Origin of the sequence: Pseudomonas aeruginosa (genome assembly GCF_001457615.1) — a bacterium.
In the GTDB taxonomy this organism is placed as follows: Bacteria; Pseudomonadota; Gammaproteobacteria; order Pseudomonadales; family Pseudomonadaceae; genus Pseudomonas; species Pseudomonas aeruginosa.
Window position 1 is genome coordinate 5703179 of sequence record NZ_LN831024.1, and the last position, 23333, is coordinate 5726511.

Consider the following 23333-nt stretch of genomic DNA (forward strand, 5'->3'; position numbering starts at 1 on the left):
CATGAAGATACGCGACCTCGATCTCAGCCAGAGTTCGATCAACACCGAACACCAGGCGCTAGGTCTGCCTCCTGTCGAAGATTTCGTCACCCATCCGGACGACCACCCGGTACTGCGCGCCGCCATGTGGGCGGCGGTGCTGATCCTGGTCGGCCTGCTCGCCTTCCTGGCCTGGCGCCTGTTCTTCGACAACGGCGGCAGCAGCGGCTTCGAGATCATCGAGCAGGCCCTGACCAGCCGAGGTTTCTGGAGCGCGGTGGCGGTGGGCTTCTTCGCCCAGGTGATCGACGGTGCGCTGGGCATGGCCTACGGCATTACTGCCACCACCTTCCTGCTCAGCGCTGGCGCCACGCCGGCCGCCGCCAGCGCCAGCGTGCACATCGCCGAAGTGTTCACCACCGGCTTTTCCGGGATTTCCCACGTCAAGCTCGGCAACGTCAACAAGTCACTCTTCCTCCGCCTGCTGCTGCCGGGAATGATCGGCGCGGTGCTCGGCGCCGTGCTGATCACCCGCTTCGACGGCCACCAGCTCAAGCCCTTCATCTCCGCCTACCTGCTGCTGATGGGCCTGTACATCCTGAGCAAGGCCTACCGCCACGTGATCAAGCGCCGGGCACCGCGCCACGTGGCCAAGCTGGCACTCTTCGGCGGCTTCGTCGATGCCGCCGGCGGCGGCGGCTGGGGCCCGGTGGTCACCAGCAGCCTGATCGGCTCGGGTAGCGACCCGCGCACCACCATCGGCTCGGTGAACTTCGCCGAGTTCTTCCTGACCATCGCCAGCGCCACCTCCTTCATCCTCCTCGCCGGCCAGCCGGACACCTGGAAGATGGTCGCCGGACTGGTCTTCGGCGGCCTGTTCGCCGCGCCGTTCGCCGCCCTGCTGTGCAAGAAGCTTTCGCCGCGCACCCTGCTGGTCATCGTCGGCACCCTGATCACCCTGATCAGCGCCTACAACATCTACATCGGCCTGCGCTGACAGGCATAAGCGGCGAACACAACGGTCTAACCAGGCACGCTTTTCCTTGCCCGGGCGCATTGACCCGCCCGGCGCGCTTTCCCATGCTGCGTCCTTCCAATCTGCCCGAAGGAACGCTGCATGAAACTGGAAACCCTGGCCGTCCACGCCGGCTACAGCCCTGACCCGTCCACCCGCGCGGTGGCGGTGCCGATCTACCAGACCACCTCCTACGCTTTCGACGACACCCAGCATGGCGCCGACCTGTTCGACCTGAAGGTACCGGGCAACATCTACACACGGATCATGAACCCCACCAACGATGTACTGGAACAGCGCGTCGCGGCGCTGGAAGGCGGGGTCGGGGCGCTGGCGGTGGCCTCGGGGATGGCGGCCATCACCTACGCGATCCAGACCGTCGCCGAAGCCGGCGACAACATCGTCTCGGTGGCCAAGCTCTACGGCGGCACCTACAACCTGCTGGCCCACACCCTGCCACGCATCGGCATCCAGGCGCGCTTCGCCGCCCACGACGACATCGCCGCCCTGGAAGCGCTGATCGACGAGCGGACCAAGGCCGTGTTCTGCGAAACCATCGGCAACCCGGCGGGCAACATCATCGACCTGCAGGCACTGGCCGACGCCGCTCACCGCCACGGCGTACCGCTGATCGTCGACAACACGGTAGCCACCCCGGTGCTCTGCCGACCGTTCGAGCACGGTGCCGACATCATCGTGCACTCGCTGACCAAGTACATGGGCGGCCACGGCACCAGCATCGGCGGGATCGTGGTCGACTCCGGCAAATTCGACTGGGCGGCGAACAAGTCGCGCTTCCCGCTGCTGAACACGCCCGATCCGTCCTACCACGGCGTCACCTACACCGAGGCCTTCGGACCCGCCGCCTTCATCGGCCGCTGCCGGGTGGTACCGCTGCGCAACATGGGCGCGGCGCTCTCGCCGTTCAACGCCTTCCTCATCCTCCAAGGCCTGGAGACCCTGGCGCTGCGCATGGAGCGCCACTGCGACAACGCCCTCGCCGTAGCCCGCTACCTGCAACAACATCCGCAGGTGGCCTGGGTGAAATACGCCGGCCTCGCCGACAACCCCGAGCACGCCCTGGCCCGGCGCTATCTGGGGGCCGCCCGGCGGCGATCCTGTCCTTCGGCATCCAGGGCGGCAGCGCCGCCGGCGCGCGCTTCATCGACGCCTTGAAGCTGGTGGTGCGGCTGGTCAACATCGGCGACGCCAAGTCCCTGGCCTGCCACCCGGCGAGCACCACCCACCGCCAGTTGAACGCAGAGGAACTGGCCCGCGCCGGAGTCTCCGACGACATGGTGCGGCTGTCGATCGGCATCGAGCACATCGACGACATCCTCGCCGACCTCGACCAGGCCCTGGCCGCCGCCGCACGCTGAGCGGATCGGTCAGTCCGGGCGAGCGTTTCGGTCCTTGCCCGGCCTGGCCGGCCGGCTAGTCTGGCTGGGATCCCCGACATGGAGAGCGCCATGCCACTGCCCACCGAACTCGCCAGGCACCTGACCGAAGAAAAGATCGCCTTCGTCCAGCGCAGCGGACTCAGGGCGGAAGTCCTCGAACCCGGCTACGTGCGCCTGCGCATGCCGGGCGCCGGCAACGAGAACCACATCGGCAGCATGTACGCAGGGGCGCTCTTCACCCTCGCCGAAATTCCCGGTGGCGCGCTGTTCCTGACCAGCTTCGACAGCGCCCGCTTCTATCCCATCGTCAAGGAGATGACCTTGCGCTTCCGCCGCCCGGCCAAGGGCGACATCCGCGTCGAGGCACGCCTGGATGCCGAGCGCATCCGCCAACTGGAAACCGAGGCCGGGGAGCGCGGCAAGGCCGAATACAGCCTCGAACTGCAACTCACCGACGAGCAGGGGGAGGTGGTGGCGGAAAGCACCGCGCTGTACCAGCTACGCAGCCACGCGCGGCCCTGACTGGCAGATTTCGCAGGGCACGGCGAAGGTTTTTTCTGCCATGGATCAAGGTCCGTAGCGAGCTGCGGCGCGACAGTGGAGAAGCCAGCGTAGCCATCCCACGGAGTCCGCCATGATCCGCCACCTCCTGGTCGCCCACGACCTCACCCCGGAAGCCGACGTCGCCCTCGCCCGCGCCGCCCAACTGGCCCGCCAGCACGATGCGCGGGTCAGCCTGCTGCACGTGTACGACCCGGGGCTATCGGCGTCGGCGGTGAAGACCGTCAGCGCCATGCTGCAGCTCAAGCGCAAGGAGGCCGGCCTCGACGAGGACAGCGCCATCCACCTGTTCAGGGGCCAGCCGATCGACGGCATCCTGCAGCAGACCCGGGCGCTCGAACCGGACCTGCTGCTGATGGGCGCACACCACCAGAAGACCTTCGAACGCTTCGGCAACACCACCCTCGACCAGGTGGTGCGGCGCAGCCGGGTGCCGGTGCTGCTCGCCGTGCGCGAGGCGGACGAACCCTACCGCCAGGCGCTCAGCGCCCTGGACTTTTCCCAGTGCGCCTGTACCGCGCTGCGCCAGGCCTACCGCCTGCTGCCGGTGGAAGCCGACCTGCACGCCCTGCACGTGTTCGAGTCCCCGACGACGGCGTGCTCGGCCTGCCCAGGCAGAATGCCGCGCACCTGGCCACCCAGGCCGGGCTGATCGAACAATTGCTGAGCGACGAGCAGGAGCGCCTGCCGGGCGTCGGGCCGCAGCTGAGCCACGAAGTGGTTCCCGGCGTGCTGCCGTACAGCCTGGACGCCGCGTTGAAGCAGCGCCAGCCGGAGCTGCTCGCCCTCGGCCGGCACAGCCGCAACGCGCTGATGCAGGCGCTGCTCGGCAACCTGGCGCAACGTTACCTGCGCCAGCCGAGCTGCGACGTCCTGGTTACCTCGTAGAAGCGCTGCCGCAGAGGCTGCTCAGCTTTCGAGCAGCCCGTGCAACTCGACGAACTGCTGGGTCAACTTGTGCCGCGGTTCGAGGAAGATCAGCGGGGTACAAGCCTGGTGCGACTCGCGCATCTTCACCGAACTCATCAGGTACACCGGCAGCACCGGCAGTTCCTCCGCCACCAGCTCGTCGAGCAGTTGCTGCGGCAGGCTGGCGCGCGGCTGGAACTGGTTGACCACGATGCCCTCGACCTGCAGGTCTTCGTTGTGGTCGTCACGCAGTTCCTCGATCTCCTGGAGAAGGCCATACAGCGCCTGGCGGGAGAAGCTGTCGCAATCGAAGGGAATCAGGCAGCGATCGGCAGCGATCAGCGCAGATACCGTGTAGAAATTCAGTGCCGGCGGGGTATCCAGGTAGATCCGGTCGTAGTCTTCGTCCAGTTCGTCCAGCAATTTGCGCAGCTTGTTGATCTTGTGCTTCGACTCCAGCTTCGGCTGCAGGTCGGCCAGTTCGGGGCTGGAGGTGACGATGTGCAGGTTGTCGAACGGCGTCTCGTAGATCTCGACCCTGCCCTTCTTGCTGAAGGGCCCGGAAGACAAGGTCTGCTTGAAGAAGTCGGCGATCCCCACCGGCAGGTCCTCGCCGGTCAGTCCGGTCAGGTAGTGCGTGGAGTTGGCCTGGGCGTCCAGGTCCACCAGCAGGGTGCGATAGCCCTCCGCCGCGCTGACCGCCGCCAGGTTGCAGGCGATGCTGGACTTGCCTACCCCGCCTTTCTGATTGAACACCACGCGCCGCATGGGAAATCTCCGTGAGCCGAGCCTGATCCCGGATGATAGGCAAAGCCGCGGGCAAGCGCGAGCGCCGTCTCGGTCCTGACGTAGAGCGGTTCAGCGCCGGCGCAGGCTGGCCGCCTCACGGGTCACCAGGTCGATGAAGGACAGCGCCAGCGGCGAGCCCTCGTTCTGCCGACGGACCAGCCATACCGCAGTCGTCGCCTCGGGATCGCTCAGGGTGCGGTAGACCACGCCGTCGACCCGGGTGCGGCGGAACGACGCCGGCAGGATCGACACCCCCAGTCCAGCCGAGACCAGGCCGATGATGGTCATCGCCTCGCTGGCCTCCTGGGCGATGCGCGGGCTGAAGCCGGCCTGTCGGGTCAGGGCGATGACCTGGTCGTAGAGCCCGGTGCCGTAGCTGCGCGGGAAGAACACGAAGGGCTCCTCGGCCAGGGCGGCGATGGCCAGGCCATCCTCGCTGCCGGCCGCCAGCGGATGGTCGGCCCGCAGCACCGCCACCAGCGGTTCGCGGAACAACTCCACCCAATGCACCGCATCCGGCAGCGCCAGCGGGCGGATCACGCCCACCTGCAGGCTTTCCTCGAGCAGCGCCTTGAGTACCTGGCGGCTGCTCATTTCCTGCAGGTCGAGGTGTACGTCCGGATAGGCCTTGCGGAAGGCATGGATGCTGCTGGGTATGGTCGAGGTGAAGGGTGCCGAGGAAGTGAAACCGATCTTCAGCTCGCCCAGTTCCCCCAGGTGGGCCCGACGCGCCAGCAACACCGCCTTGTCTACCTGGGCCAGCACCTGGCGGGACTCGTCGAGGAACAGCCGGCCGGCGTCGGTGAGTTCGACGCGGCGGTTGGTGCGCTCGAACAGGCGCGCACCGATTTCCTCCTCCAGCGCCTGGATCTGCTGGCTCAACGGCGGCTGGGAGATCCCCAGGCGCTCGGCGGCGCGGCCGAAGTGCAGCTCCTCGGCGACGGCGATGAAATAGCGCAGGTGCCTGAGTTCCACGCGGCCCCTCCAATTAGGTCTTTTTACATATCAATCGTGTCGATCAATATATTGGAAATCATATAAACCTATCTATATCCTTTGCCACATAACCTCCAACAACGACCCCTTGTCCCTGAAATCCAGGTGGCGCGGCCTCGTTGTGCCTGCTCGCCACCGACCCCAGAGGTGCCCCGTGAGCAATCCGCAAGTCCGGCCACAGGCCGAAGAAGAACCCGCGTTAATCGAGGCGGCCCGCGAAGCAGCCAACGAGGTGCTGGAAGCCGCCACCGAAGTCGAACGCTATATCGAGAAAGGCACCCCGCAGTTCATGCGCACCTCGCTGGCGCTGTTCTCCGGCGGTTTCGCCACCTTTGCCCTGCTCTACTGCATCCAGCCGATGATGCCGGTGCTGTCCAAGGCGTTTTCCATCAGCGCCGCGGAAAGCAGCCTGGCATTGTCCGTCGCCACCGCCATGCTCGCCCTTGGCCTGCTGGTCACCGGCCCGATCTCCGACGCGATCGGTCGCAAGCCGGTGATGGTCGTCTCGCTGCTGGCCGCCGCGCTGTTCACCCTCGGCAGCGCGGTGATGCCCACCTGGCATGGCGTGCTGCTGATGCGCGCGCTGGTCGGGCTGTCCTTGAGCGGCCTGGCCGCGGTGGCGATGACCTATCTCAGCGAAGAGATCCATCCGCAGCACATCGGCTTGTCGATGGGCCTGTACATCGGCGGCAACGCCATCGGCGGGATGAGCGGACGCCTGATCAGCGGCGTCCTGGTCGATTTCATCTCCTGGCATGCCGCACTGGCGGTCCTCGGCGGCCTGGCCCTGGTCGCCGCGCTGGTGTTCTGGCGCGTGCTGCCCGAATCGAAACACTTCCGGCCGGCACCGCTGAAGCCGGCGACCCTGCTCAACGGCTACCGCTTGCACTTCCGCGACGCCGGACTGCCCTGGCTGTTCCTGATCGGTTTCCTGCTGATGGGCAGCTTCGTCACCCTGTTCAACTACATCGGCTACCGCCTGCTGGCCGAGCCCTACCACATGAGCCAGGCGGTGGTCGGCGTGCTCTCGGTGGTTTACCTCTCGGGCATCTACAGCTCGGCCTGGGTCGGTTCGCTGGCCGACAAGCTGGGGCGACGCAAGGTGCTCTGGGCGGTCATCCTGCTGATGCTCGGCGGCCTGCTGCTGACCCTGTTCGAGCCGATCCCGCTGATGCTCGCCGGCCTGCTGCTATTCACCTTCGGCTTCTTCGGCGCGCACTCGGTGGCGAGCAGTTGGATCGGGCGCCGCGCCCTGCGCGCCAAGGGCCAGGCCTCGTCGCTCTACCTGTTCAGCTACTACGTCGGCTCGAGCCTGGCCGGCACCCTCGGCGGGGTGTTCTGGCATTACTACGGCTGGAACGGCATCGGGCTGTTCATCGGCTCGCTGCTGGTGGTCGCGGTATTGGTCTCGCTGCACCTGGCGCGCCTGCCGGCCCTGCCTGGCAACACCCTGGCGCAGGCCGCCCACTGAGTTCGATGCGCCGGTCTCCCGGCGCCTTCACTCCGACCAGAAGCGTACTCCGGTCAGTTCTTCCGATAGCGCCCACAGCCGCGCGGCCAGCCCCAGGTCGCGCGCATTCCGCGGAATCCGCGCCGCCGCCGGATAACCGCGGGTTTCCAGCCAGCGATCCGGGCCAACATAGGCGCCGCCATACCAGCGCTGTTCGGTCAGCGCGGAAAGTGCCGGCAACGCCCCCATCTCCGCCGATTGCGCGAACGCTCCGTTGGCCACCTTCATCGCCCAGCGTCCCAGGCGCGAACCGGACATCGCCGGCGCCGCGTACTGCAGGTTGGTCGCCGCGTAGCCCGGATGCGCCGCCAGGCTCTGCAGAAGCACGCCCCGCTGGCCGGCGCGGCGCTGCAACTCCAGGCTGAACAGCAGATTGGCCTGCTTGCTGTGGCAATAGGCGAGATAGCGGTTGTAGCCGCGCTCGGCGTTGAGGTCGTCGAGCGGCAGCCAGCCGAACTGGTTGAAACCGCTGGTCATGCCCACCACCCTGGGCCGTGGAGCGGCCAGCAACGACTCCAGCAGCAGTCCCGTAAGGGCGAAGTGGCCGAGGTGATTGGTGCCCATCTGCATCTCGAAACCGTCGCGGGTACGCCGCAGGGGCAGGAACATCACTCCGGCGTTGTTGAAAAAGAGATCGAGGCGTTCGTGGCGCTGACGGAAACCGGCGGCGCAGGCGCGGATCGAGGCGAGGTCGGCCAGGTCGAGATCGGCCAGCTCCAGGCGTGCCTGGGGATACTCGTCGAGGATCGCCCGCCGCGCCCGCTCCGCCTGTTCGCGATTGCGGCAGGCCATCACCACGGTCGCCCCTTTGCCGGCCAGCGTGCGCGCCGCCTGCCAACCCAGGCCGCTGTTGGCGCCGGTGACCAGCGCCAGGCGCCCGGCCAGTTGTGGAATGTTGCGTCGTGCCCAGGGATGCATCGCTCGTTCTCCGCTTGACTGCGTTGCCGGGCAGTATCGCGGCACCAGCCAATGCAGCGGCAGACGCGCTCGCACCAGACTGCCGATCATTTCGGGCCAGGACACGCCAGCATGAGCCGCCGCACGGACTCCGACGCACCGACCATCACCGCCGCCTACCCGCGCCTGCTGCTCGGCCTGCTGGAGGAACGCGGCCTGGACGGACGTGCGCTGCTGCGGGAAATCGGTCTGTCGACGCTGCGACTGGAAGAGCCGGAAGCACGCGTCACATCGCAGCAGTACCAGGCGATCGCCGCCACGGCGCTCGCGCTGAGCGGCGACCCCGGCCTCGGCGCACAGCTCGCCTTGCGCACGCCTCCCACCGCCCATGGCAGCCTGGGCTACGCGATGATGGCCTCGGCGACGCTCGGCGATGCCTTGTGCCTGGCGCTGCGCTACATGCCGCTGCTGCAGGGCAACGTCGAAATCAGCCTGCTGCGCGAGGACGAGCAGGTGATCCTGCGCCTGCTGCCAGGCCCTGCGCTCCCGCCGGCGCTGCACCGGTACTTCAGCGAAGCCCTGCTGATCGGCCTGTATCGCTCCGGCGCCTGGCTGCTCGGCGAACCGGCCCTGGTCGGCAGGCTCGACTTCGACTACCCCGAACCTGCCGTGCCTGTGCCGCTGCCGCAGTGCCGCTACGACCAGGCCCACGTCCAGTTGGTGTTCCCCGCCATCCTGCTCGCCCGCTCGCTACCGATGGCCGATCCGGCTGCGTTGCGCCGCGCCCGCGAACACTGCGAGCGCGAACTGGCGCTGCTCGATGCCGGCCGCCGGGACATCTGCGCCCGCGTGCGGCTGGAGCTGGAACGCCAGGAACAGCGCTTCCCCAACCTGGAGGAAGTAGCCGCGCGCCTGCACCTGTCCAGCCGCAGCCTCAAGCGGCATCTGCATGACGCCGGCACCAGCTTTCGCCAGTTGCTCGGTCAGGCTCGCCAGCGCCAGGCCTTGCGATTGCTGCGGCGTCCCGAGGTGTCGTTGCAGCGTATCGCCCTGTACCTGGGTTACAGCGATCCAACCAACTTCACCCGCGCCTTCAAGCGCTGGACCGGCGAGCCGCCGAGCGACACCCGCGCCCGCCTGCTGGGCGGGCAACCAGTTTCACGAACAAATGCCAAGCGCTCGACAAATCCCTCGCGTTTCCCTTGAGCGCAGCAAGCGCTGTTCTATGCTGCTGCGGCCGGCATCCGGCCGGCCTCGACAGCGATATGAAAGGGACTTTATGAAACCAGCGATCAAGCGCGCCTGCCTGCTCGGCACGGCACTGTTCTCCCTCTGCGCCAGCGCAGCCCAGGCGGCCGGCGTTCTGGTAGGAACCTGGGACCTGCGGGGCAACGGCCAGCTCGCCGCGGTCTACCGCGACGGCGCCAACCTGCAGGTGGTGGAAGGCGGCAGCACCCGCAACTACAGCTTCGGCAACGTGGTCTGGTCGGTCTTCGGCGCCACCGATACCGACGGCCAGCCCGGCGCGGAAATCCTGGTCAAGGCCGGTCCCGACCTGGTGATCGTTTCCCACGCCAGCACCACCCAGCGCAAGTACCCGGTAGGCAACGTCTCCTGGGCGATCATGCGCGCCACCGACGTCGACAACGTCGCCGGCGACGAAGTCATCCTCAGCATCGGCAACGGCGTGCGCACCGTATTCGATCGCACCCGTACGCAACGCGACGCCACCTTCAGCTACAACGGCACCTGGGGCCTGTTCGACGTCGCCGACGTGGACGGCGCGCCGGGCAAGGAACTGGTGCTGAACATGGGCAACGGCGTCAAGGTCATCGACCCGCGCACCAGTGGCGCCAAGGACTTCACCTTCAGCGGCTACCACGCGCTCGCACAGATCGCCGACCTCGACGGCCAGCCCGGCGCGGAGATCATCGGCCGCACCAGCACCGGCATCTACGTGATCAGCAACGCCAGTTCCCGCAAGGAATACAACATCGGCGCCAGCGCCTGGGCACTCTATGGCGGCACCGCGGACACCGACGGCAAGCCGGGCAACGAGCTGATCGTGGTGATGCAGGGCAAGGTGCGGGTCATCCACCACGCCAGCGGCGCCAGCAGCGACTACCGCATCGGCGACGTCAACTACAGCATCGATTCGGTGGCCGACATGGATGGCCAGCCGGGCGCGGAAATCCTCGTGCGCGACGCCAACGGCAAGCTGTTCGTGATCAACGACCGCACCGGCAAGGTAAGCAGTTGAGCCGGGCGGGTTGCGTAGGGCGGGTACGCCACCGGCGCGACCCCGCCAGCCAACGCGCCGGAGGGCCGTCGGCCCGCGCATGAAAAAGGGGAGCCTCGGCTCCCCTTCTTTCGTTCCGGCTCAGCCGTGGTACTGCGCCGACAGCTCGTGCACCGCCTCGAAGAAGGCGCCGGCATGGGCCGGGTCGACTTCCGGGGTGATGCCGTGGCCGAGATTGAACACATGCCCCGTACCCTTGCCGTAGGCCGCCAGGATCCGCGCGACTTCGGCGCGGATCGCCGCCGGATTGGCGTAGAGCACCGAAGGATCCATGTTGCCTTGCAGGGCTACGCGCTCACCGACACGGGCCCGGGCGCTGCCGATGTCGCAGGTCCAGTCCAGGCCCAGCGCCTCGGCGCCGACCTCGGCCATCGACTCCAGCCACAGGCCGCCTCCCTTGGTGAAGAGGATCACCGGCACCCGGCGTCCGTCGTGCTCGCGGATCAATCCATCGACGATCTTGCGCATGTAGGCCAGGGAGAACTCCTGGTAGGCCGCCGCCGACAGGCTGCCGCCCCATGAGTCGAAGATCTGCACCGCCTGGGCGCCGGCGTGGATCTGCCCGTTGAGGTAGCTGGTCACCGATTGCGCCAGCTTGTCCAGCAGAGCGTGCATGGCCTTGGGGTTGTCGTAGAGCATCGCCTTGGACTTGCGGAAGTCCTTGCTCGAGCCGCCCTCGACCATGTAGGTGGCGAGGGTCCAGGGGCTGCCGGAGAAGCCGATCAGCGGTACGCGGCCGTTCAGCTCGCGGCGGATGGTGCGCACGGCGTCCATCACATAGCCCAGGTCCTGTTCCGGATCGGGAACCGGCAGCGCCTCGATGTCGGCCAGCGACGAGACCACCTTGCGGAAGCGCGGGCCTTCGCCGGTCTCGAAGTACAGGCCCTGGCCCATGGCATCGGGAATGGTCAGGATATCGGAGAAGAGGATCGCGGCGTCCAGCTGCGGGTAACGGTCCAGCGGCTGCAGGGTCACTTCGCAGGCCAGCTCCGGGTTCATGCACAGGCTCATGAAATCGCCGGCCTTGGCACGGGTGGCACGGTATTCCGGCAGGTAACGACCGGCCTGGCGCATCATCCAGACGGGGGTGACATCGACGGGCTGCTTGAGCAGGGCGCGGAGGAAGCGGTCGTTCTTCAGGGCAGTCATAACGGCATCCGATCAAAGGCTGCTGGCTTCACGCGGGCGCGTGCGGAAGGGGGTTATCCACAGGCCGGCGGGCGAAAAGGGCCGCTATTGTCGCAAAGCACAAAACAAAAGGCACGGCGGGGGCCGTGCCTTTTGTCTATCGCGGTGATTTGTCGCAGCGCCGGTGGCGCCGCGGATCAGACGCCAAGGTAGTCGAGGATGCCTTCGGCCGCGGTACGTCCTTCGAAGATCGCCGTCACCACCAGGTCGGAACCACGGACCATGTCGCCACCGGCGAAGATCTTCGGGTTGCTGGTCTGGTGCTTGAACTGCGCCTGCGCCGGAGCCACCACGCGGCCCTGGCTGTCGGTGGCGATCTCGAAGCGCTCGAACCACGGCGCCGGACTCGGCCGGAAGCCGAAGGCGATCAGCACGGCTTCCGCCGGGATGATCTCCTCGGAACCGGGGATCGGTTCGGGGCTGCGGCGGCCGCGGGCGTCCGGCTCGCCGAGACGGGTCTCGACCACCTTCACGCCTTCCACCCGGTCCTCGCCGACGATGGCGATGGGCTGGCGGTTGAAGAGGAACTTCACGCCCTCTTCCTTGGCGTTCTTCACTTCCTTGCGCGAGCCCGGCATGTTTTCTTCGTCACGGCGATAGGCACAGGTCACCGACTTGGCGCCCTGGCGGATCGAAGTGCGGTTGCAGTCCATCGCGGTGTCGCCGCCGCCCAGGACCACCACGCGCTTGCCCTTCATGTCGACGAAGTCCTCGGCCGACTTCTCGAAGCCGAGGTTGCGGTTCACGTTGGCGATCAGGAAGTCCAGGGCGTCGTGTACGCCCGGCAGGTCCTCGCCGGGGAAACCGCCCTTCATGTAGGTGTAGGTGCCCATCCCCATGAACACGGCATCGTACTCATCGAGCAACTGCTCCATGGTCACGTCTTTGCCGATCTCGGTGTTCAGGCGAAACTCGATGCCCATGCCGGTGAACACCTCGCGGCGACGGCTGAGGACGTGCTTCTCCAGCTTGAACTCGGGAATGCCGAAGGTCAGCAGGCCGCCGATCTCCGGGTTGCGGTCGAACACCACCGGGGTCACGCCGTTGCGCACCAGCACGTCGGCGCAGCCGAGGCCGGCCGGGCCGGCGCCGATCACCGCGACGCGCCTGCCGGTCGGCTTGACCTTGGACAGGTCCGGACGCCAGCCCATGGCGAAGGCCGTATCGGTGATGTACTTCTCCACCGAGCCGATGGTCACCGCGCCAAAACCGTCGTTGAGGGTGCAGGCGCCCTCGCAGAGGCGATCCTGCGGGCAGACCCGGCCGCAGACTTCCGGCAGGGTGTTGGTCTGGTGCGACAGTTCGGCGGCGGCCAGGATGTTGCCTTCGGAAACCAGCTTCAGCCAGTTAGGGATGAAGTTGTGCACCGGGCATTTCCACTCGCAGTACGGGTTGCCGCAGCCCAGGCAGCGGTGGGCCTGGTCGGCGGCCTGCTGCGGCTTGAACAGGTCGTGGATCTCCACGAACTCGCGCTTGCGCTGGCGCAGCAGCTTCTTCTTCGGGTCCTTGCGCCCGACTTCGATGAACTGGAAGTCGTTGTTCAGGCGGTCGGAATTCAGACGTTCAGACATATCGAAACCTCATCACAACTTCGGGCGCTTATTGCGGGTTGGCACGGGTGCTGGTCAGCAGCGAACCGAGGCTGGCCGCCTTCGGTTTCACCAGCCAGAACCGACGCAGGTAGTCATCCAGGTTTTCCAGGATGTTCGCGCCCCACTCGCTTGCCGTTTCGTTCACGTACTCGACCAGGACCTTGCGCAGGTGGCTGCGATAGGCCTCCATCGCCTCGCCGCTGATCCGCTGGATTTCCACCAGCTCGTGGTTCACGCGGTCGACGAAAGTGTTGTCCATGTCGAGGACGTAGGCGAAGCCCCCGGTCATGCCGGAGCCGAAGTTGTAGCCGGTCTTGCCCAGCACGCAGACGAAACCGCCGGTCATGTATTCGCAGCAGTGGTCGCCGGTACCTTCCACCACCGCATGGGAACCGGAGTTGCGCACGGCGAAGCGCTCGCCGGCGGTTCCGGCGGCGAACAGCTTGCCGCCGGTGGCGCCGTACAGGCAGGTGTTGCCGACGATGGCCGATTCCTGGGTCTTGAACGGACTGCCCTTGGGCGGGGTGATCACCAGCTTGCCGCCGGTCATGCCCTTGCCTACGTAGTCGTTGGCGTCGCCTTCCAGGTACAGGTGCAGGCCACCGGCGTTCCACACGCCGAAGCTCTGTCCCGCGGTGCCCTTGAAACGGAACACCACCGGTGCCTTGGCCATGCCCTGGTTGCCGTGCAGGCGGGCGATCTCGCCGGATACCCGCGCGCCGATGGATCGGTCGCAGTTGCAGATGTCCAGCTCGTACTCGCCGCCGCTCAGGCCTTCGATGGCGGCCTTCGACAGCTCGACCATCTTCTCGGCCAGCAGGCCCTGGTCGAACGGCGGGTTTTTCTCCACCTCGCAGAACTGCGGCTTGTCGGCCGGGATCAGCTCACTGCCCAGCAACGGAGCGAGATCCAGATTCTGCTGCTTGGCGGTCTCGCCGGGGAGGATCTCCAGCAGGTCGGTGCGGCCGATCAGCTCGCCCAGGCTGCGCACGCCGAGGCGCGCCAGCCACTCGCGGGTTTCCGTGGCGATGAAGGTGAAGAAGTTGATCACCATCGCGGTGGTGCCGATGAAGTGGTCCTTGCGCAACTTGTCGTTCTGCGTCGCCACGCCGGTGGCGCAGTTGTTCAGGTGGCAGATGCGCAGGTACTTGCAGCCCAGGGCGATCATCGGCGCGGTGCCGAAGCCGAAGCTCTCGGCGCCGAGAATGGCCGCCTTGATCACGTCCAGGCCTGTCTTCAGGCCGCCATCGGTCTGCACCCGGACCTTGCCGCGCAGGTCGTTGCCGCGCAGGGTCTGGTGGGTTTCCGCCAGGCCCAGTTCCCAGGGCGAGCCGGCGTACTTGATCGAGGTGATCGGCGAGGCGCCGGTACCGCCGTCGTAGCCGGAGATGGTGATCAGGTCCGCATAGGCCTTGGCCACGCCGGCGGCGATGGTGCCGACGCCCGGCTCGGATACCAGCTTCACCGATACCAGCGCCTGCGGGTTGACCTGCTTGAGGTCGAAGATCAGCTGCGCCAGGTCTTCGATGGAGTAGATGTCGTGGTGCGGCGGCGGCGAGATCAGGGTCACGCCGGGCACCGCATAGCGCAGGCGGGCGATCAGGCCGTTGACCTTGCCGCCCGGCAACTGGCCGCCCTCGCCGGGCTTGGCACCCTGGGCCACCTTGATCTGCAGGACCTCGGCGTTGACCAGGTATTCCGGGGTCACGCCGAAGCGGCCGGTAGCCACCTGCTTGATCTTCGAACTCTTCAGCGTGCCGTAGCGCGCCGGGTCCTCGCCGCCCTCGCCGGAGTTGGAGCGACCGCCCAGGGTGTTCATCGCCTCGGCCAGCGCCTCGTGGGCCTCCGGCGACAGCGCGCCGAGGGAAATCCCGGCGGCATCGAAGCGCTTGAAGATGGCTTCCAGCGGCTCCACCTCGTCGAGCGCCAGCGGCTGCGCGGCGGTCTTCACCTGCAACAGGTCGCGGATCATCGACACTGGGCGCTGGTCCACCAGCGCGGTGTATTCCTTGAACTTCTCGTAGTCGCCCTGCTGCACGGCAGCCTGCAGGGTATTCACCACATCCGGGTTGTAGGCGTGGTATTCGCCGCCATAGACGAACTTCAGCAAGCCGCCCTGCTGGATCGGCTTGCGGTTGCTCCAGGCCTCGGCGGCCAGGAGCTTCTGCTCGTTCTCGATATCGACGAAGCGCGCGCCCTGGATGCGGCTGGCGACTCCGGTGAAGCACAGGTCGGTGACCTCGTCGGACAGGCCCACCGCCTCGAACAGCTGCGCGCCACGGTAGGACGCGACGGTGGAGATGCCCATCTTCGAGAGAATCTTCATCAGGCCCTTGGAGATCCCCTTGCGGTAGTACTTGAACACCTCGTAGAGGTCGCCCAGCACTTCACCGGTGCGGATCAGGTCGGCCAGCACCTCGTAGGCGAGGAACGGATAGACCGCCGAGGCGCCGAAGCCGATCAGCACCGCGAAATGGTGCGGATCGCGGGCGGTGGCGGTCTCCACCAGGATGTTGGAGTCGCAGCGCAGCCCGGTCTGCACCAGGCGGTGATGCACCGCGCCGACGGCCAGGGCAGCATGCACCGGCAGTTTGCCGGGAGCGATATGGCGGTCGCTGAGGATCAGCAGCACCTTGCCGCCGCGCACGGCCTCCTCGGCCTGGTCGGCGATGTTGCGCACCGCGGCCTCCAGGCCCATCGACTCGTCGTAGTTGAGGTCGATGAAGTGGCGGTCGAAGCCCGGGCGGTCCAGGGTCATGATGGTCCGCCACTTCGCCGGCGAGATCACCGGAGTGGTGAGGATCGCCTGGTTGGCATGGTGCGGGGCTTCCTCGAAGATGTTCTGCTCGACGCCCAGGCAGGTTTCCAGGGACATCACGATGGCTTCGCGCAGCGGGTCGATCGGCGGGTTGGTGACCTGGGCGAATTGCTGGCGGAAGTAATCGTACGGAGAGCGGATGCGCCGGGAGAGGATCGCCATCGGCGTATCGTCGCCCATGGAGCCCACCGCTTCCTGGCCCTGCTCGCCGAGCGGACGCAGCACCTGGTCACGCTCCTCGAAGGTGACCTGGAACATCTTCATGAATTGCTTGAGCTGGTCGGCGTCGTAGCTGGCCACGCCATGGTCGTCGTCCAGGGTCGCCTGGATGCGCAGGGCATTCTGCCGCAGCCACTGCTTGTAGGGATGGCGCGACTTCAGGCGGTTGTCGATGTCGTCGCTGTGCAGGACCTGGCCGGTCTCGGTGTCCACCGCGAGGATCTGCCCCGGGCCGACGCGACCCTTGGCGATGACGTCCTCGGGCTTGTAGTCCCAGACGCCGATTTCCGAAGCCAGGGTGATGTAGCCGTTCTTCGTGGTGACCCAGCGCGACGGGCGCAGGCCATTGCGGTCGAGCAGGCAGACGGCATAGCGACCGTCGGTCAGCACGACGCCGGCGGGGCCATCCCAGGGCTCCATGTGCAGCGAGTTGTACTCGTAGAACGCGCGCAGGTCGGCGTCCATGGTTTCGACGTTCTGCCAGGCCGGCGGGATGATCATGCGCAGGCCGCGGAACAGGTCCATGCCGCCGGTGACCATCAGTTCGAGCATGTTGTCCATGCTCGACGAGTCGGAGCCGACGCGGTTCACCAGCGGGCCGAGCTCTTCCAGGTCGGGGATCAGTTCGTTGGTGAACTTGGTCCGCCGCGCCTGGGCCCAGTTGCGGTTGCCGGTGATGGTGTTGATCTCGCCGTTGTGGGCGAGGAAGCGGAACGGCTGCGCCAGCGGCCATTTCGGCAGGGTGTTGGTGGAGAAGCGCTGGTGGAATACGCAGATCGCGGTCTGCAGGCGCTCGTCGCCAAGGTCCGGATAGAAGGCGGCCAGGTCGGCCGGCATCATCAGGCCCTTGTAGATGATGGTCTTGTGCGAAAAGCTGCAGATGTAGTGGTCGCTGTCGGCGGCGTTGGCCACCGACGAGCGGCGCCGTGCGCTGAACAGCTTGATGGCGAAGTCCTGGTCGCTCAGGCCGGCGCCGCCGATGAACACCTGTTCGATCTGCGGCAGGCGCTCCAGCGCCAGGCGGCCGAGAACGCTGGTATCGATCGGCACCTTGCGCCAGCCGACCAGCTCCAGTCCGGCGGCGACGATCTCGCGATTCATGTTCTCGCGTGCCGCCTCGGCTTTCACCGGGTCCTGGTTGAAGAACACCATGCCCACCGCGTATTGCTCGGGCAGGTCGACAGAAAAGGCTTCCCTGGCGACGGCACGCAGGAACAGGTCGGGCTTCTGGATCAGCAGCCCGCAGCCGTCCCCGGTCTTGCCATCGGCATTGATCCCACCGCGGTGGGTCATGCAGGTCAGTGCTTCGATTGCGGTTTGCAGAAGTTGATGGCTCGGCTCGCCCTGCATATGGGCGATCAGGCCAAATCCGCAGTTATCCTTGAACGTTTCAGGATGGTACAGACCTGCTTTCATAAGGAACTCTCACCGGCAAAACTTTTTTAGTCATCTACTTCGCCTGTCACCCGCTCATGCGGCGAGTTTTCGACAGGCAAAGGGAGGCCATTGTACATAGGTGCACAAGGCCTCACAAATTTTGCGGCGAGAAAATGAAATTCAATGTCGCCAAAATGAAAGACGAAACCCGCCGGTCATGCTAACGACTAGCGAGTTTCGTCAAGAGGCGACGGCAGGTCGGATCAATGCGCCTGGCCGATCTCCTGCTGGATGCTGGCGAAGGTACGCGGCCACGGCTTGCCGGCCTGCACCTTGGACGGCAGTTTTTTCACTGCGGCCAGGGCGGCGGCACGGTTCGGGAAGCTGCCATAGGTGACGACGTAGAACGGCTTGCCTTGCAGGGTTTTCTTGAAGTAGCGGAAATCGCCGCCGCCCTGCTGGCGAATGAACGCCTGGGCATTGGCTTCGGAGCCGGTACCGAGGATCTGCAGGGCGAAGTTACCACCAGACTGGTTGCGATACCACTGACTTCCCGCACCGCCACCGCTGGCCGGCTTGGCGGCCGGAGCCGGGGCCGGCTTCGCCGCGGCGGTGGTGGCCGGCTTGCTGGCCGCCGGCTTGCTGGCCGCCGGCTTGGCCGGAGCCGGGGCCGGCTTGCTGGCCGGGGCGCTGGCGACCGGCGCGGCCGGTGCCGGGGTCTGCGCCGGAGTCGGGGTCGCCGCAGGCGCGGTCGGTTCGGTCGGCGCCGGCGGCACCGGATGCATCGGCGTGACGCCGTTGTTGGCCAGCGGCGTCACCGGAGGAGCCGAGCTGGAAACGGTAGGCGGCACCGCGGCGGACGGCAGGCCGCCTTCGTCGTCGCCACCTTGCCCGGCGGCCTGGGCCAGCGGCTCGCGAATGACCGGCTGCGACTCGCCGACCAACGGTAGCGGCAACGGCTGGCTGGAGCCGTTGAACTCCACGGCCGGGCCGCTGCCCGGCTGCTGGGCCTGGGCCGGCGTACCACCATTCATGGACAATTCGGTAGAGGCGGTCTGCGGCGCCTCCGGCTTGCTCTTGCCTTGCATGAACCAGGCGGCGATCACGCCGATGGCCACGACCGCAAGAATCACCAGATGCTTCTTGGGCAAGTTGAAAGACCCTCCGGTTGCCTTGCGCGCTGCGCCACGATTGGCCAGCATCGCTTCGATCAGGGCATCGCGGGCGACCTGGTTGATCGCTCCCGGCCAGCCTTCCGACTGCTCGTGGATGTCCACCAGCAGGTCGTTGGAAATCAGCTCGATGCCCTGCCCGGCGCCCTCGAGACGCTGGGCCAGGTAGTCGCGGGTTTCCTCTTCGCTGTATGGCTGCAATTCGATGGCATGGAAGCGCTCCTCACCCTCGGAAAACACCTCCAGGCGCGGCAGCAACGACGGCTCACCGAACAGGAATACATGCAGGCGTCCCTCGTTGGTGCCGGAAGCCAGCAGCAACAGCACTTCCAGCGCGCTGTCCTGGAGCTGTTCGGCATCGTCCACCATCAGGTAGACGTCCTGCCCGGTGATCGCCAGCTGCGCCACCTTGGTCAGGATCGCCTCCAGGCTCGCCTGGTTGATGCTCAGGCCCTGCGCCACCTGGCGCAGCAACGAAGTCTCGTCGGCGGCGGTGCGCGCCGAGATCACCACGCTGAGGACCGCATCCTTGTTGGTGCTGGCCACCAGCGCCTGGCGCAGCAGGGTCTTGCCGCTGCCCAGGGGCCCGGTGACCAGCAGCAGGAGCTGGCTGTAGCGGGCCAGATGGTGCAACTGGCCGAGCACCGGCTTGCGCTGCGCCGGGAAGAACTTGAAACCCGGAACGCGCGGCGCGAACGGGTCGTGACTGAATTGGTAGTGGCCCAGGAAGGCCTCATCGGCATGCAAGCTGGTCATGGGACCTCATTCATCTCCAAGCTGGTCGGCCAAGGCCCGATAGTCGGTGCGCAGGGTCGCGTCCAAGATCTCACGGGGAAAATCGCCGGTGACCACGGCATTCCCCAGTCCTTGCAGCAAAACCAGACGCAGGCGGCCATCGAGCACTTTCTTGTCGACGGCCATGTGTTCCATAAAATCTTCCGCCGTCATCTCGGCCGGCGGTACCACGGGCAGGCCAGCCCGGCGCAGCAGGCGGATACCGCGATCGCGCTCGGCGGCGCTCAGCCAACCCAACCGATGCGACATCTCGAGTGCCATCACGGTTCCCGCCCCTACCGCTTCGCCGTGCAGCCAGACGCCGTAACCCTGCTGGGTCTCGATCGCATGACCGAAGGTATGGCCGAGGTTCAGCGTGGCACGCACGCCCGACTCGCGCTCGTCGGCGCCCACCACGCGGGCCTTCGCCGCGCAAGAGCGCTCGATGGCCTCGGTGACAACGGTCGGCTCCAGTGCCAGCAAGGCATCCATGTGCTCTTCCAGCCAGGTGATGAACGGTTCGTCGCAAATGAAACCGTACTTGATCACCTCCGCCAGCCCGGCGGACAGCTCGCGGGACGGCAGCGTCTTCAGCGACGCGGTGTCGATGACCACCGCCTGGGGCTGGTAGAACGCACCGATCATATTCTTGCCCAACGGATGGTTGATCCCGGTCTTGCCGCCCACCGAGGAGTCGACCTGGGACAACAGGGTGGTCGGCACCTGGATGAAGTTGACCCCACGCTGGTAGCAGGCCGCGGCGAAACCGGCCATGTCACCGATGACGCCGCCGCCCAGGGCGATCAGGGTAGTCTTGCGGTCATGCCGCTCCTTCAGCAGGGCATCGAAGATCAGTTGCAGGGTTTCCCACTGCTTGTAGGCCTCGCCGTCGGGCAGCACCACAGGGGTGACCTCATGGCCTTGCAGTGCCTTGAGCAGGGTTTCCAGATAGAGAGGAGCGACCGTTTCGTTGCTGATCACCGCGACCCGGCGACCGACGATATGCGGCGCGAACCAGCGGGCGTCGCCCAGCAGGTTTTCACCGATGTAAATGGGATAGCTACGCTCGCCTAGATCGACGTGAAGTGTGCGCATGAGGCCCCCAGACAGGAAAGGGCAATAGGATAACGCAATTCGCCGCGCCTCAGCGGGGCGGCAACTTGCGCAGGCGTTCGAGAATTTCCTGGACGACCAGGCGCGGCGGCCTTTCGTCGGTCTCCACCACCACATCGGCGATTTCGCGGTAGAGCGGATCGCGCAGCGCCATCAGGTCGCGGAGGATCTGTCCCGGGTTGGGCTTCTGCAACAAGGGGCGGTTGCGGTCCCGCGCCGTGCGCGCGATCTGGTGCTCGACCGAGGCATGCAGGTACACAACCCGGCCACCGGCGCGCAGCACCTGGCGGTTACCGTCGCGCATCACCGCCCCGCCGCCGGTGGCGATCACCATGCCGTCGGCGGCGCAGAGTTCGGTGAGCATGGCCTGCTCGCGCTCGCGGAAACCGACCTCGCCCTCGACATCGAAGATCCATGGGATATTCGCGCCGCACCGCTGTTCGATCTCCTTGTCGGAGTCCTTGAACGCGAGATGCAGCTCCTTGGCGAGCAGGCGCCCGATGGTGCTCTTTCCAGCACCCATCGGGCCGACGAGGATCAGGTTGACCACGTTGTTCGATATCAGCGACCGATTGCGATGGCCTGATTATTCATGATCCGCGGTGTCAGGAAAACCAGAAGTTCGTTTTTCACGTCCGAGACCGTATCGCGCCGGAACAGCCGCCCCAGGTAAGGCAGGTCGCCGAGGAACGGCACCTTGTCCACCGACTTGCTCTGGGTGTTGCTGAACACGCCGCCGATGACGATGGTCTCGCCGTCGTTGACCAGGATCTTGGCGTTCACCTCGTTCTTGTTGATCGGCGGTACGCCGTTCAGTGCGCGATCGAAGTCCGGCGCATCCTTGGTCACCTTCACTTCGACGATGATCCGGTTGTCCGGGGTGATCTGCGGGGTCACCTCGAGGGACAGCGCGGCCTCCTTGAACGAGGTGCTGGTAGCGCCACTGGAGCTGGCCTCCTGGTAGGGTACTTCCTGGCCCTTGAGGATCTTCGCGGTTTCCTTGTCCGAGGTCACGACCTTGGGCTGGGAGACGATCTCGCCGTTGCCGGTCTTTTCCATCGCCGACAGTTGCAGGTCGAGGATGATGTTGTCGGTGATGAAGCCGATGCCGATTCCGGAGGTGGCATCCTTGGCGCCGATGTCGACGAACGGCGACGGCGACTTGCTGGTTCCCGTGGTGGGGAAAGTACAGTTGCCGGCGATCGGGCCGCAGTTCATGCCGTCCTCGTCCTTGATCCCGATATTGCCGTCCTTGCCGTAGCCTCTCCAGTTGCCCTTGTGATAAGCGCCGCCCCAGCGCACACCGAGACTCTTGTCGTAACCGACGTTGGCCTCGACGATGCGTGCCTCGATCATCACCTGGCGCACCGGAATATCCAGCTGCGAAACGATCCGCCGCAGTTCGTCCAGTCGCTCCTGGGGCTGATAGGCGATGATGCTGTTGGTGCGGTCGTCGACGGTGATCGAGCCGCGCCCGCCTTCCTTGCCTTCCTGGCCACCATCGCTGGTCACCGACTGGAACAGCTTGGCGATGTCCGCGGCCTTGGCGTAGTTCACCTGGATCAGTTCCCGGCGCAGTGGCGCCAACTCGGCGATCTGCTTCTGCGCTTCCAGCTCCTGGCGCTCACGGGCGGCGATCTCGTCGGCCGGGGCCACCAGCAGTACGTTGCCGAGCTTGCGCTTGTCCAGGCCCTTGGTCTTCAGTACCAGGTCCAGCGCCTGGTCCCACGGCACGTTCTGCAGGCGCAGGGTGATATTGCCCTGCACGGTATCCGAGGCCACCAGATTCAGGTCGGTGAAGTCGGCGATCAGTTGCAGTACCGAACGCACGTCGATGTCCTGGAAGTTCAGCGACAGTTTCTCGCCGGTATAGGCGAAATTGTCCTTCTTGCGCCGCTCGGCATCTTCCGTGGTCATCGGCTTGATGCTGACGGTCAGGCGATTGTCGGTCTGGTAGACCAGGTAGTCGTAGAGCCCGCTCGGCTCGATGGTGATGCTGGTACGGTCGGATTGCGCGCTGGCGTTGACGAACTGCACCGGCGTGGCGAAGTCCTTGACGTCCAGGCGAACCCGCAGCGCATCCGGCAGCTGGGTCTTGGCGAAGTCCAGGCGGATCTTGCCGCCCTGCTCCTGGATATCCGGGCTCAAGGTCGGGTCGGACAGGTCGATGACCACGTTGCCCTCGCCCTTTTCGCCACGCTGGAAATCGATGTTGCGGATGGCACGACCCGCCGGCACGTACGGCTTGGGTTTGATCGGCTGGGCATAGCTGGCCGGAGCCGGGCTAGCCTTGACCGGAGCGGTGGAAGCGACGCTGGCGCCGGCCGGCGAATTGCCGACCACCACGAAGAGGTTGTTGCCTTCCACCCGGGTGGTGTAGGACGACAACGTGGTCAGGTTGATGATCAACCGTGTGCGATCCTTCGCCTCGACCACCGTGACGCTGCGCGTATTGCCCACGCTCAGCTCGCGGTTCTTGGTGCCGAGCTTGTTCTGTACCCCCGGCAGATCGAGGGCGATTCGCGCCGGCTGCTCGATGGTATAGCCACGCGGCGCGGCGACGGGCTCGTCGAACTGCAGCTTTAGCTCGACCCGGTCGCCAGGCAATGCCGCCACGTCGAGTTTCTCCAGGTCCGCGGCGAGCAATGCCGGCGCGAACATGGCGGCCAGCAAAGCGATCCCGAGGCGCGAGAGGCCACTGTTCATCGTCCGACTCCGTTGTACA

At 66.2% G+C, this 23333-nt stretch carries 17 protein-coding genes and 1 pseudogene; 8 read left to right on the forward strand and 10 right to left on the reverse strand.

The features are described from left to right. Nucleotide 1 precedes the first annotated feature (1 nt). The 5 genes and pseudogenes from AT700_RS26185 (at nt 2) to AT700_RS30345 (ending at nt 3843) form a co-directional block, all read left to right on the forward strand. The gene (locus tag AT700_RS26185; protein WP_003103681.1) at nt 2-976 is read left to right on the forward strand and encodes a sulfite exporter TauE/SafE family protein; all 975 of its coding nucleotides are present in this window, start codon (nt 2-4) and stop codon (nt 974-976) included. Between the two features lie 120 nt (nt 977-1096). Then, nucleotides 1097-2373 (forward strand): annotated as a pseudogene (locus tag AT700_RS26190) (bifunctional O-acetylhomoserine aminocarboxypropyltransferase/cysteine synthase). 90 nt (nt 2374-2463) lie between these two features. After that, nucleotides 2464-2916, forward strand: a complete 453-nt coding sequence (locus tag AT700_RS26195; protein WP_003116142.1) for a YiiD C-terminal domain-containing protein — start codon at nt 2464-2466, stop codon at nt 2914-2916. A 112-nt stretch (nt 2917-3028) separates the two neighbouring features. Next, nucleotides 3029-3607: a universal stress protein gene (locus tag AT700_RS26200; RefSeq protein WP_172826492.1), complete on the forward strand. Its 579-nt coding sequence runs from the start codon at nt 3029-3031 to the stop codon at nt 3605-3607. Then, a complete protein-coding gene (locus AT700_RS30345) occupies nt 3553-3843 on the forward strand; it encodes a universal stress protein (RefSeq protein ID WP_171906221.1) in 291 nt (96 codons plus the stop codon). Before AT700_RS26200 ends, AT700_RS30345 begins: the two co-directional genes overlap by 55 nt. A gap of 21 nt (nt 3844-3864) precedes the next feature. Here the strand turns inward: AT700_RS30345 and AT700_RS26205 are convergent, their stop codons facing one another. Beyond that, nucleotides 3865-4632 carry a ParA family protein gene (locus AT700_RS26205; protein ID WP_003103688.1) on the reverse strand — a complete coding sequence of 256 codons (768 nt, stop codon included), beginning with the start codon at nt 4630-4632 and terminating at the stop codon, nt 3865-3867. A 90-nt stretch (nt 4633-4722) separates the two neighbouring features. Next, the gene (locus AT700_RS26210; protein ID WP_003095817.1) at nt 4723-5628 is read right to left on the reverse strand and encodes a LysR family transcriptional regulator; all 906 of its coding nucleotides are present in this window, start codon (nt 5626-5628) and stop codon (nt 4723-4725) included. A 175-nt stretch (nt 5629-5803) separates the two neighbouring features. On the opposite strand from AT700_RS26210, the gene AT700_RS26215 reads away from it, so the two are divergent. Then, complete coding sequence (locus tag AT700_RS26215) at nt 5804-7120, forward strand: MFS transporter (RefSeq protein ID WP_003103690.1); 1317 nt, start codon at nt 5804-5806, stop codon at nt 7118-7120. A gap of 27 nt (nt 7121-7147) precedes the next feature. On the opposite strand, the gene AT700_RS26220 is transcribed toward AT700_RS26215, so the two are convergent. After that, a complete protein-coding gene (locus AT700_RS26220; protein WP_048521719.1) occupies nt 7148-8077 on the reverse strand; it encodes an oxidoreductase in 930 nt (309 codons plus the stop codon). 111 nt (nt 8078-8188) lie between these two features. On the opposite strand from AT700_RS26220, the gene AT700_RS26225 reads away from it, so the two are divergent. Next, nucleotides 8189-9262, forward strand: coding sequence for an AraC family transcriptional regulator (locus AT700_RS26225; protein ID WP_003103694.1), 1074 nt, complete (start codon nt 8189-8191; stop codon nt 9260-9262). A 73-nt stretch (nt 9263-9335) separates the two neighbouring features. Next, the gene (locus AT700_RS26230) at nt 9336-10316 is read left to right on the forward strand and encodes a hypothetical protein (RefSeq protein ID WP_003103696.1); all 981 of its coding nucleotides are present in this window, start codon (nt 9336-9338) and stop codon (nt 10314-10316) included. Nucleotides 10317-10436: 120 nt separating this feature from the next. On the opposite strand, the gene hemE is transcribed toward AT700_RS26230, so the two are convergent. The 7 genes from hemE to pilQ all read right to left on the reverse strand — a co-directional run bounded on the left by hemE (nt 10437) and on the right by pilQ (nt 23314). Beyond that, entirely contained in the window at nt 10437-11504 is a 1068-nt protein-coding gene (gene hemE, locus AT700_RS26235; protein WP_003114569.1) for a uroporphyrinogen decarboxylase, read from the reverse strand. 176 nt (nt 11505-11680) lie between these two features. Further along, on the reverse strand, nt 11681-13114 hold the full coding sequence (locus tag AT700_RS26240) for an FAD-dependent oxidoreductase (RefSeq protein ID WP_003095829.1): 1434 nt from the start codon (nt 13112-13114) through the stop codon (nt 11681-11683). Nucleotides 13115-13142: 28 nt separating this feature from the next. Beyond that, a complete protein-coding gene (gene gltB, locus AT700_RS26245; RefSeq protein WP_003103700.1) occupies nt 13143-17588 on the reverse strand; it encodes a glutamate synthase large subunit in 4446 nt (1481 codons plus the stop codon). Between the two features lie 224 nt (nt 17589-17812). After that, nucleotides 17813-19477, reverse strand: coding sequence for an AAA family ATPase (locus tag AT700_RS26250; protein ID WP_048521720.1), 1665 nt, complete (start codon nt 19475-19477; stop codon nt 17813-17815). Between the two features lie 6 nt (nt 19478-19483). After that, nucleotides 19484-20590 (reverse strand): 3-dehydroquinate synthase, encoded by a 1107-nt coding sequence (gene aroB, locus AT700_RS26255; RefSeq protein WP_003107839.1) that lies wholly within the window; start codon nt 20588-20590, stop codon nt 19484-19486. 49 nt (nt 20591-20639) lie between these two features. Continuing rightward, on the reverse strand, nt 20640-21158 hold the full coding sequence (gene aroK / locus AT700_RS26260; RefSeq protein WP_003095833.1) for a shikimate kinase AroK: 519 nt from the start codon (nt 21156-21158) through the stop codon (nt 20640-20642). A gap of 11 nt (nt 21159-21169) precedes the next feature. Further along, on the reverse strand, nt 21170-23314 hold the full coding sequence (pilQ, locus tag AT700_RS26265; protein ID WP_012614629.1) for a type 4a pilus secretin PilQ: 2145 nt from the start codon (nt 23312-23314) through the stop codon (nt 21170-21172). Nucleotides 23315-23333 lie beyond the last annotated feature (19 nt).

Excerpts from the sequence above, each read along its gene's own strand:
- AT700_RS26185 (WP_003103681.1), top strand. The coding sequence starts at position 2 with ATGAAGATACGCGACCTCGATCTCAGCCAGAGTTCGATCAACACCGAA.
- AT700_RS26195 (WP_003116142.1), top strand. The coding sequence starts at position 2,464 with ATGCCACTGCCCACCGAACTCGCCAGGCACCTGACCGAAGAAAAGATC.
- AT700_RS26200 (WP_172826492.1), top strand. The coding sequence starts at position 3,029 with ATGATCCGCCACCTCCTGGTCGCCCACGACCTCACCCCGGAAGCCGAC.
- AT700_RS26205 (WP_003103688.1), bottom strand. The coding sequence starts at position 4,632 with ATGCGGCGCGTGGTGTTCAATCAGAAAGGCGGGGTAGGCAAGTCCAGC.
- AT700_RS26220 (WP_048521719.1), bottom strand. The coding sequence starts at position 8,077 with ATGCATCCCTGGGCACGACGCAACATTCCACAACTGGCCGGGCGCCTG.
- AT700_RS26225 (WP_003103694.1), top strand. The coding sequence starts at position 8,189 with ATGAGCCGCCGCACGGACTCCGACGCACCGACCATCACCGCCGCCTAC.
- AT700_RS26230 (WP_003103696.1), top strand. The coding sequence starts at position 9,336 with ATGAAACCAGCGATCAAGCGCGCCTGCCTGCTCGGCACGGCACTGTTC.
- hemE (WP_003114569.1), bottom strand. The coding sequence starts at position 11,504 with ATGACTGCCCTGAAGAACGACCGCTTCCTCCGCGCCCTGCTCAAGCAG.
- AT700_RS26240 (WP_003095829.1), bottom strand. The coding sequence starts at position 13,114 with ATGTCTGAACGTCTGAATTCCGACCGCCTGAACAACGACTTCCAGTTC.
- gltB (WP_003103700.1), bottom strand. The coding sequence starts at position 17,588 with ATGAAAGCAGGTCTGTACCATCCTGAAACGTTCAAGGATAACTGCGGA.
- AT700_RS26250 (WP_048521720.1), bottom strand. The coding sequence starts at position 19,477 with ATGACCAGCTTGCATGCCGATGAGGCCTTCCTGGGCCACTACCAATTC.
- aroB (WP_003107839.1), bottom strand. The coding sequence starts at position 20,590 with ATGCGCACACTTCACGTCGATCTAGGCGAGCGTAGCTATCCCATTTAC.
- pilQ (WP_012614629.1), bottom strand. The coding sequence starts at position 23,314 with ATGAACAGTGGCCTCTCGCGCCTCGGGATCGCTTTGCTGGCCGCCATG.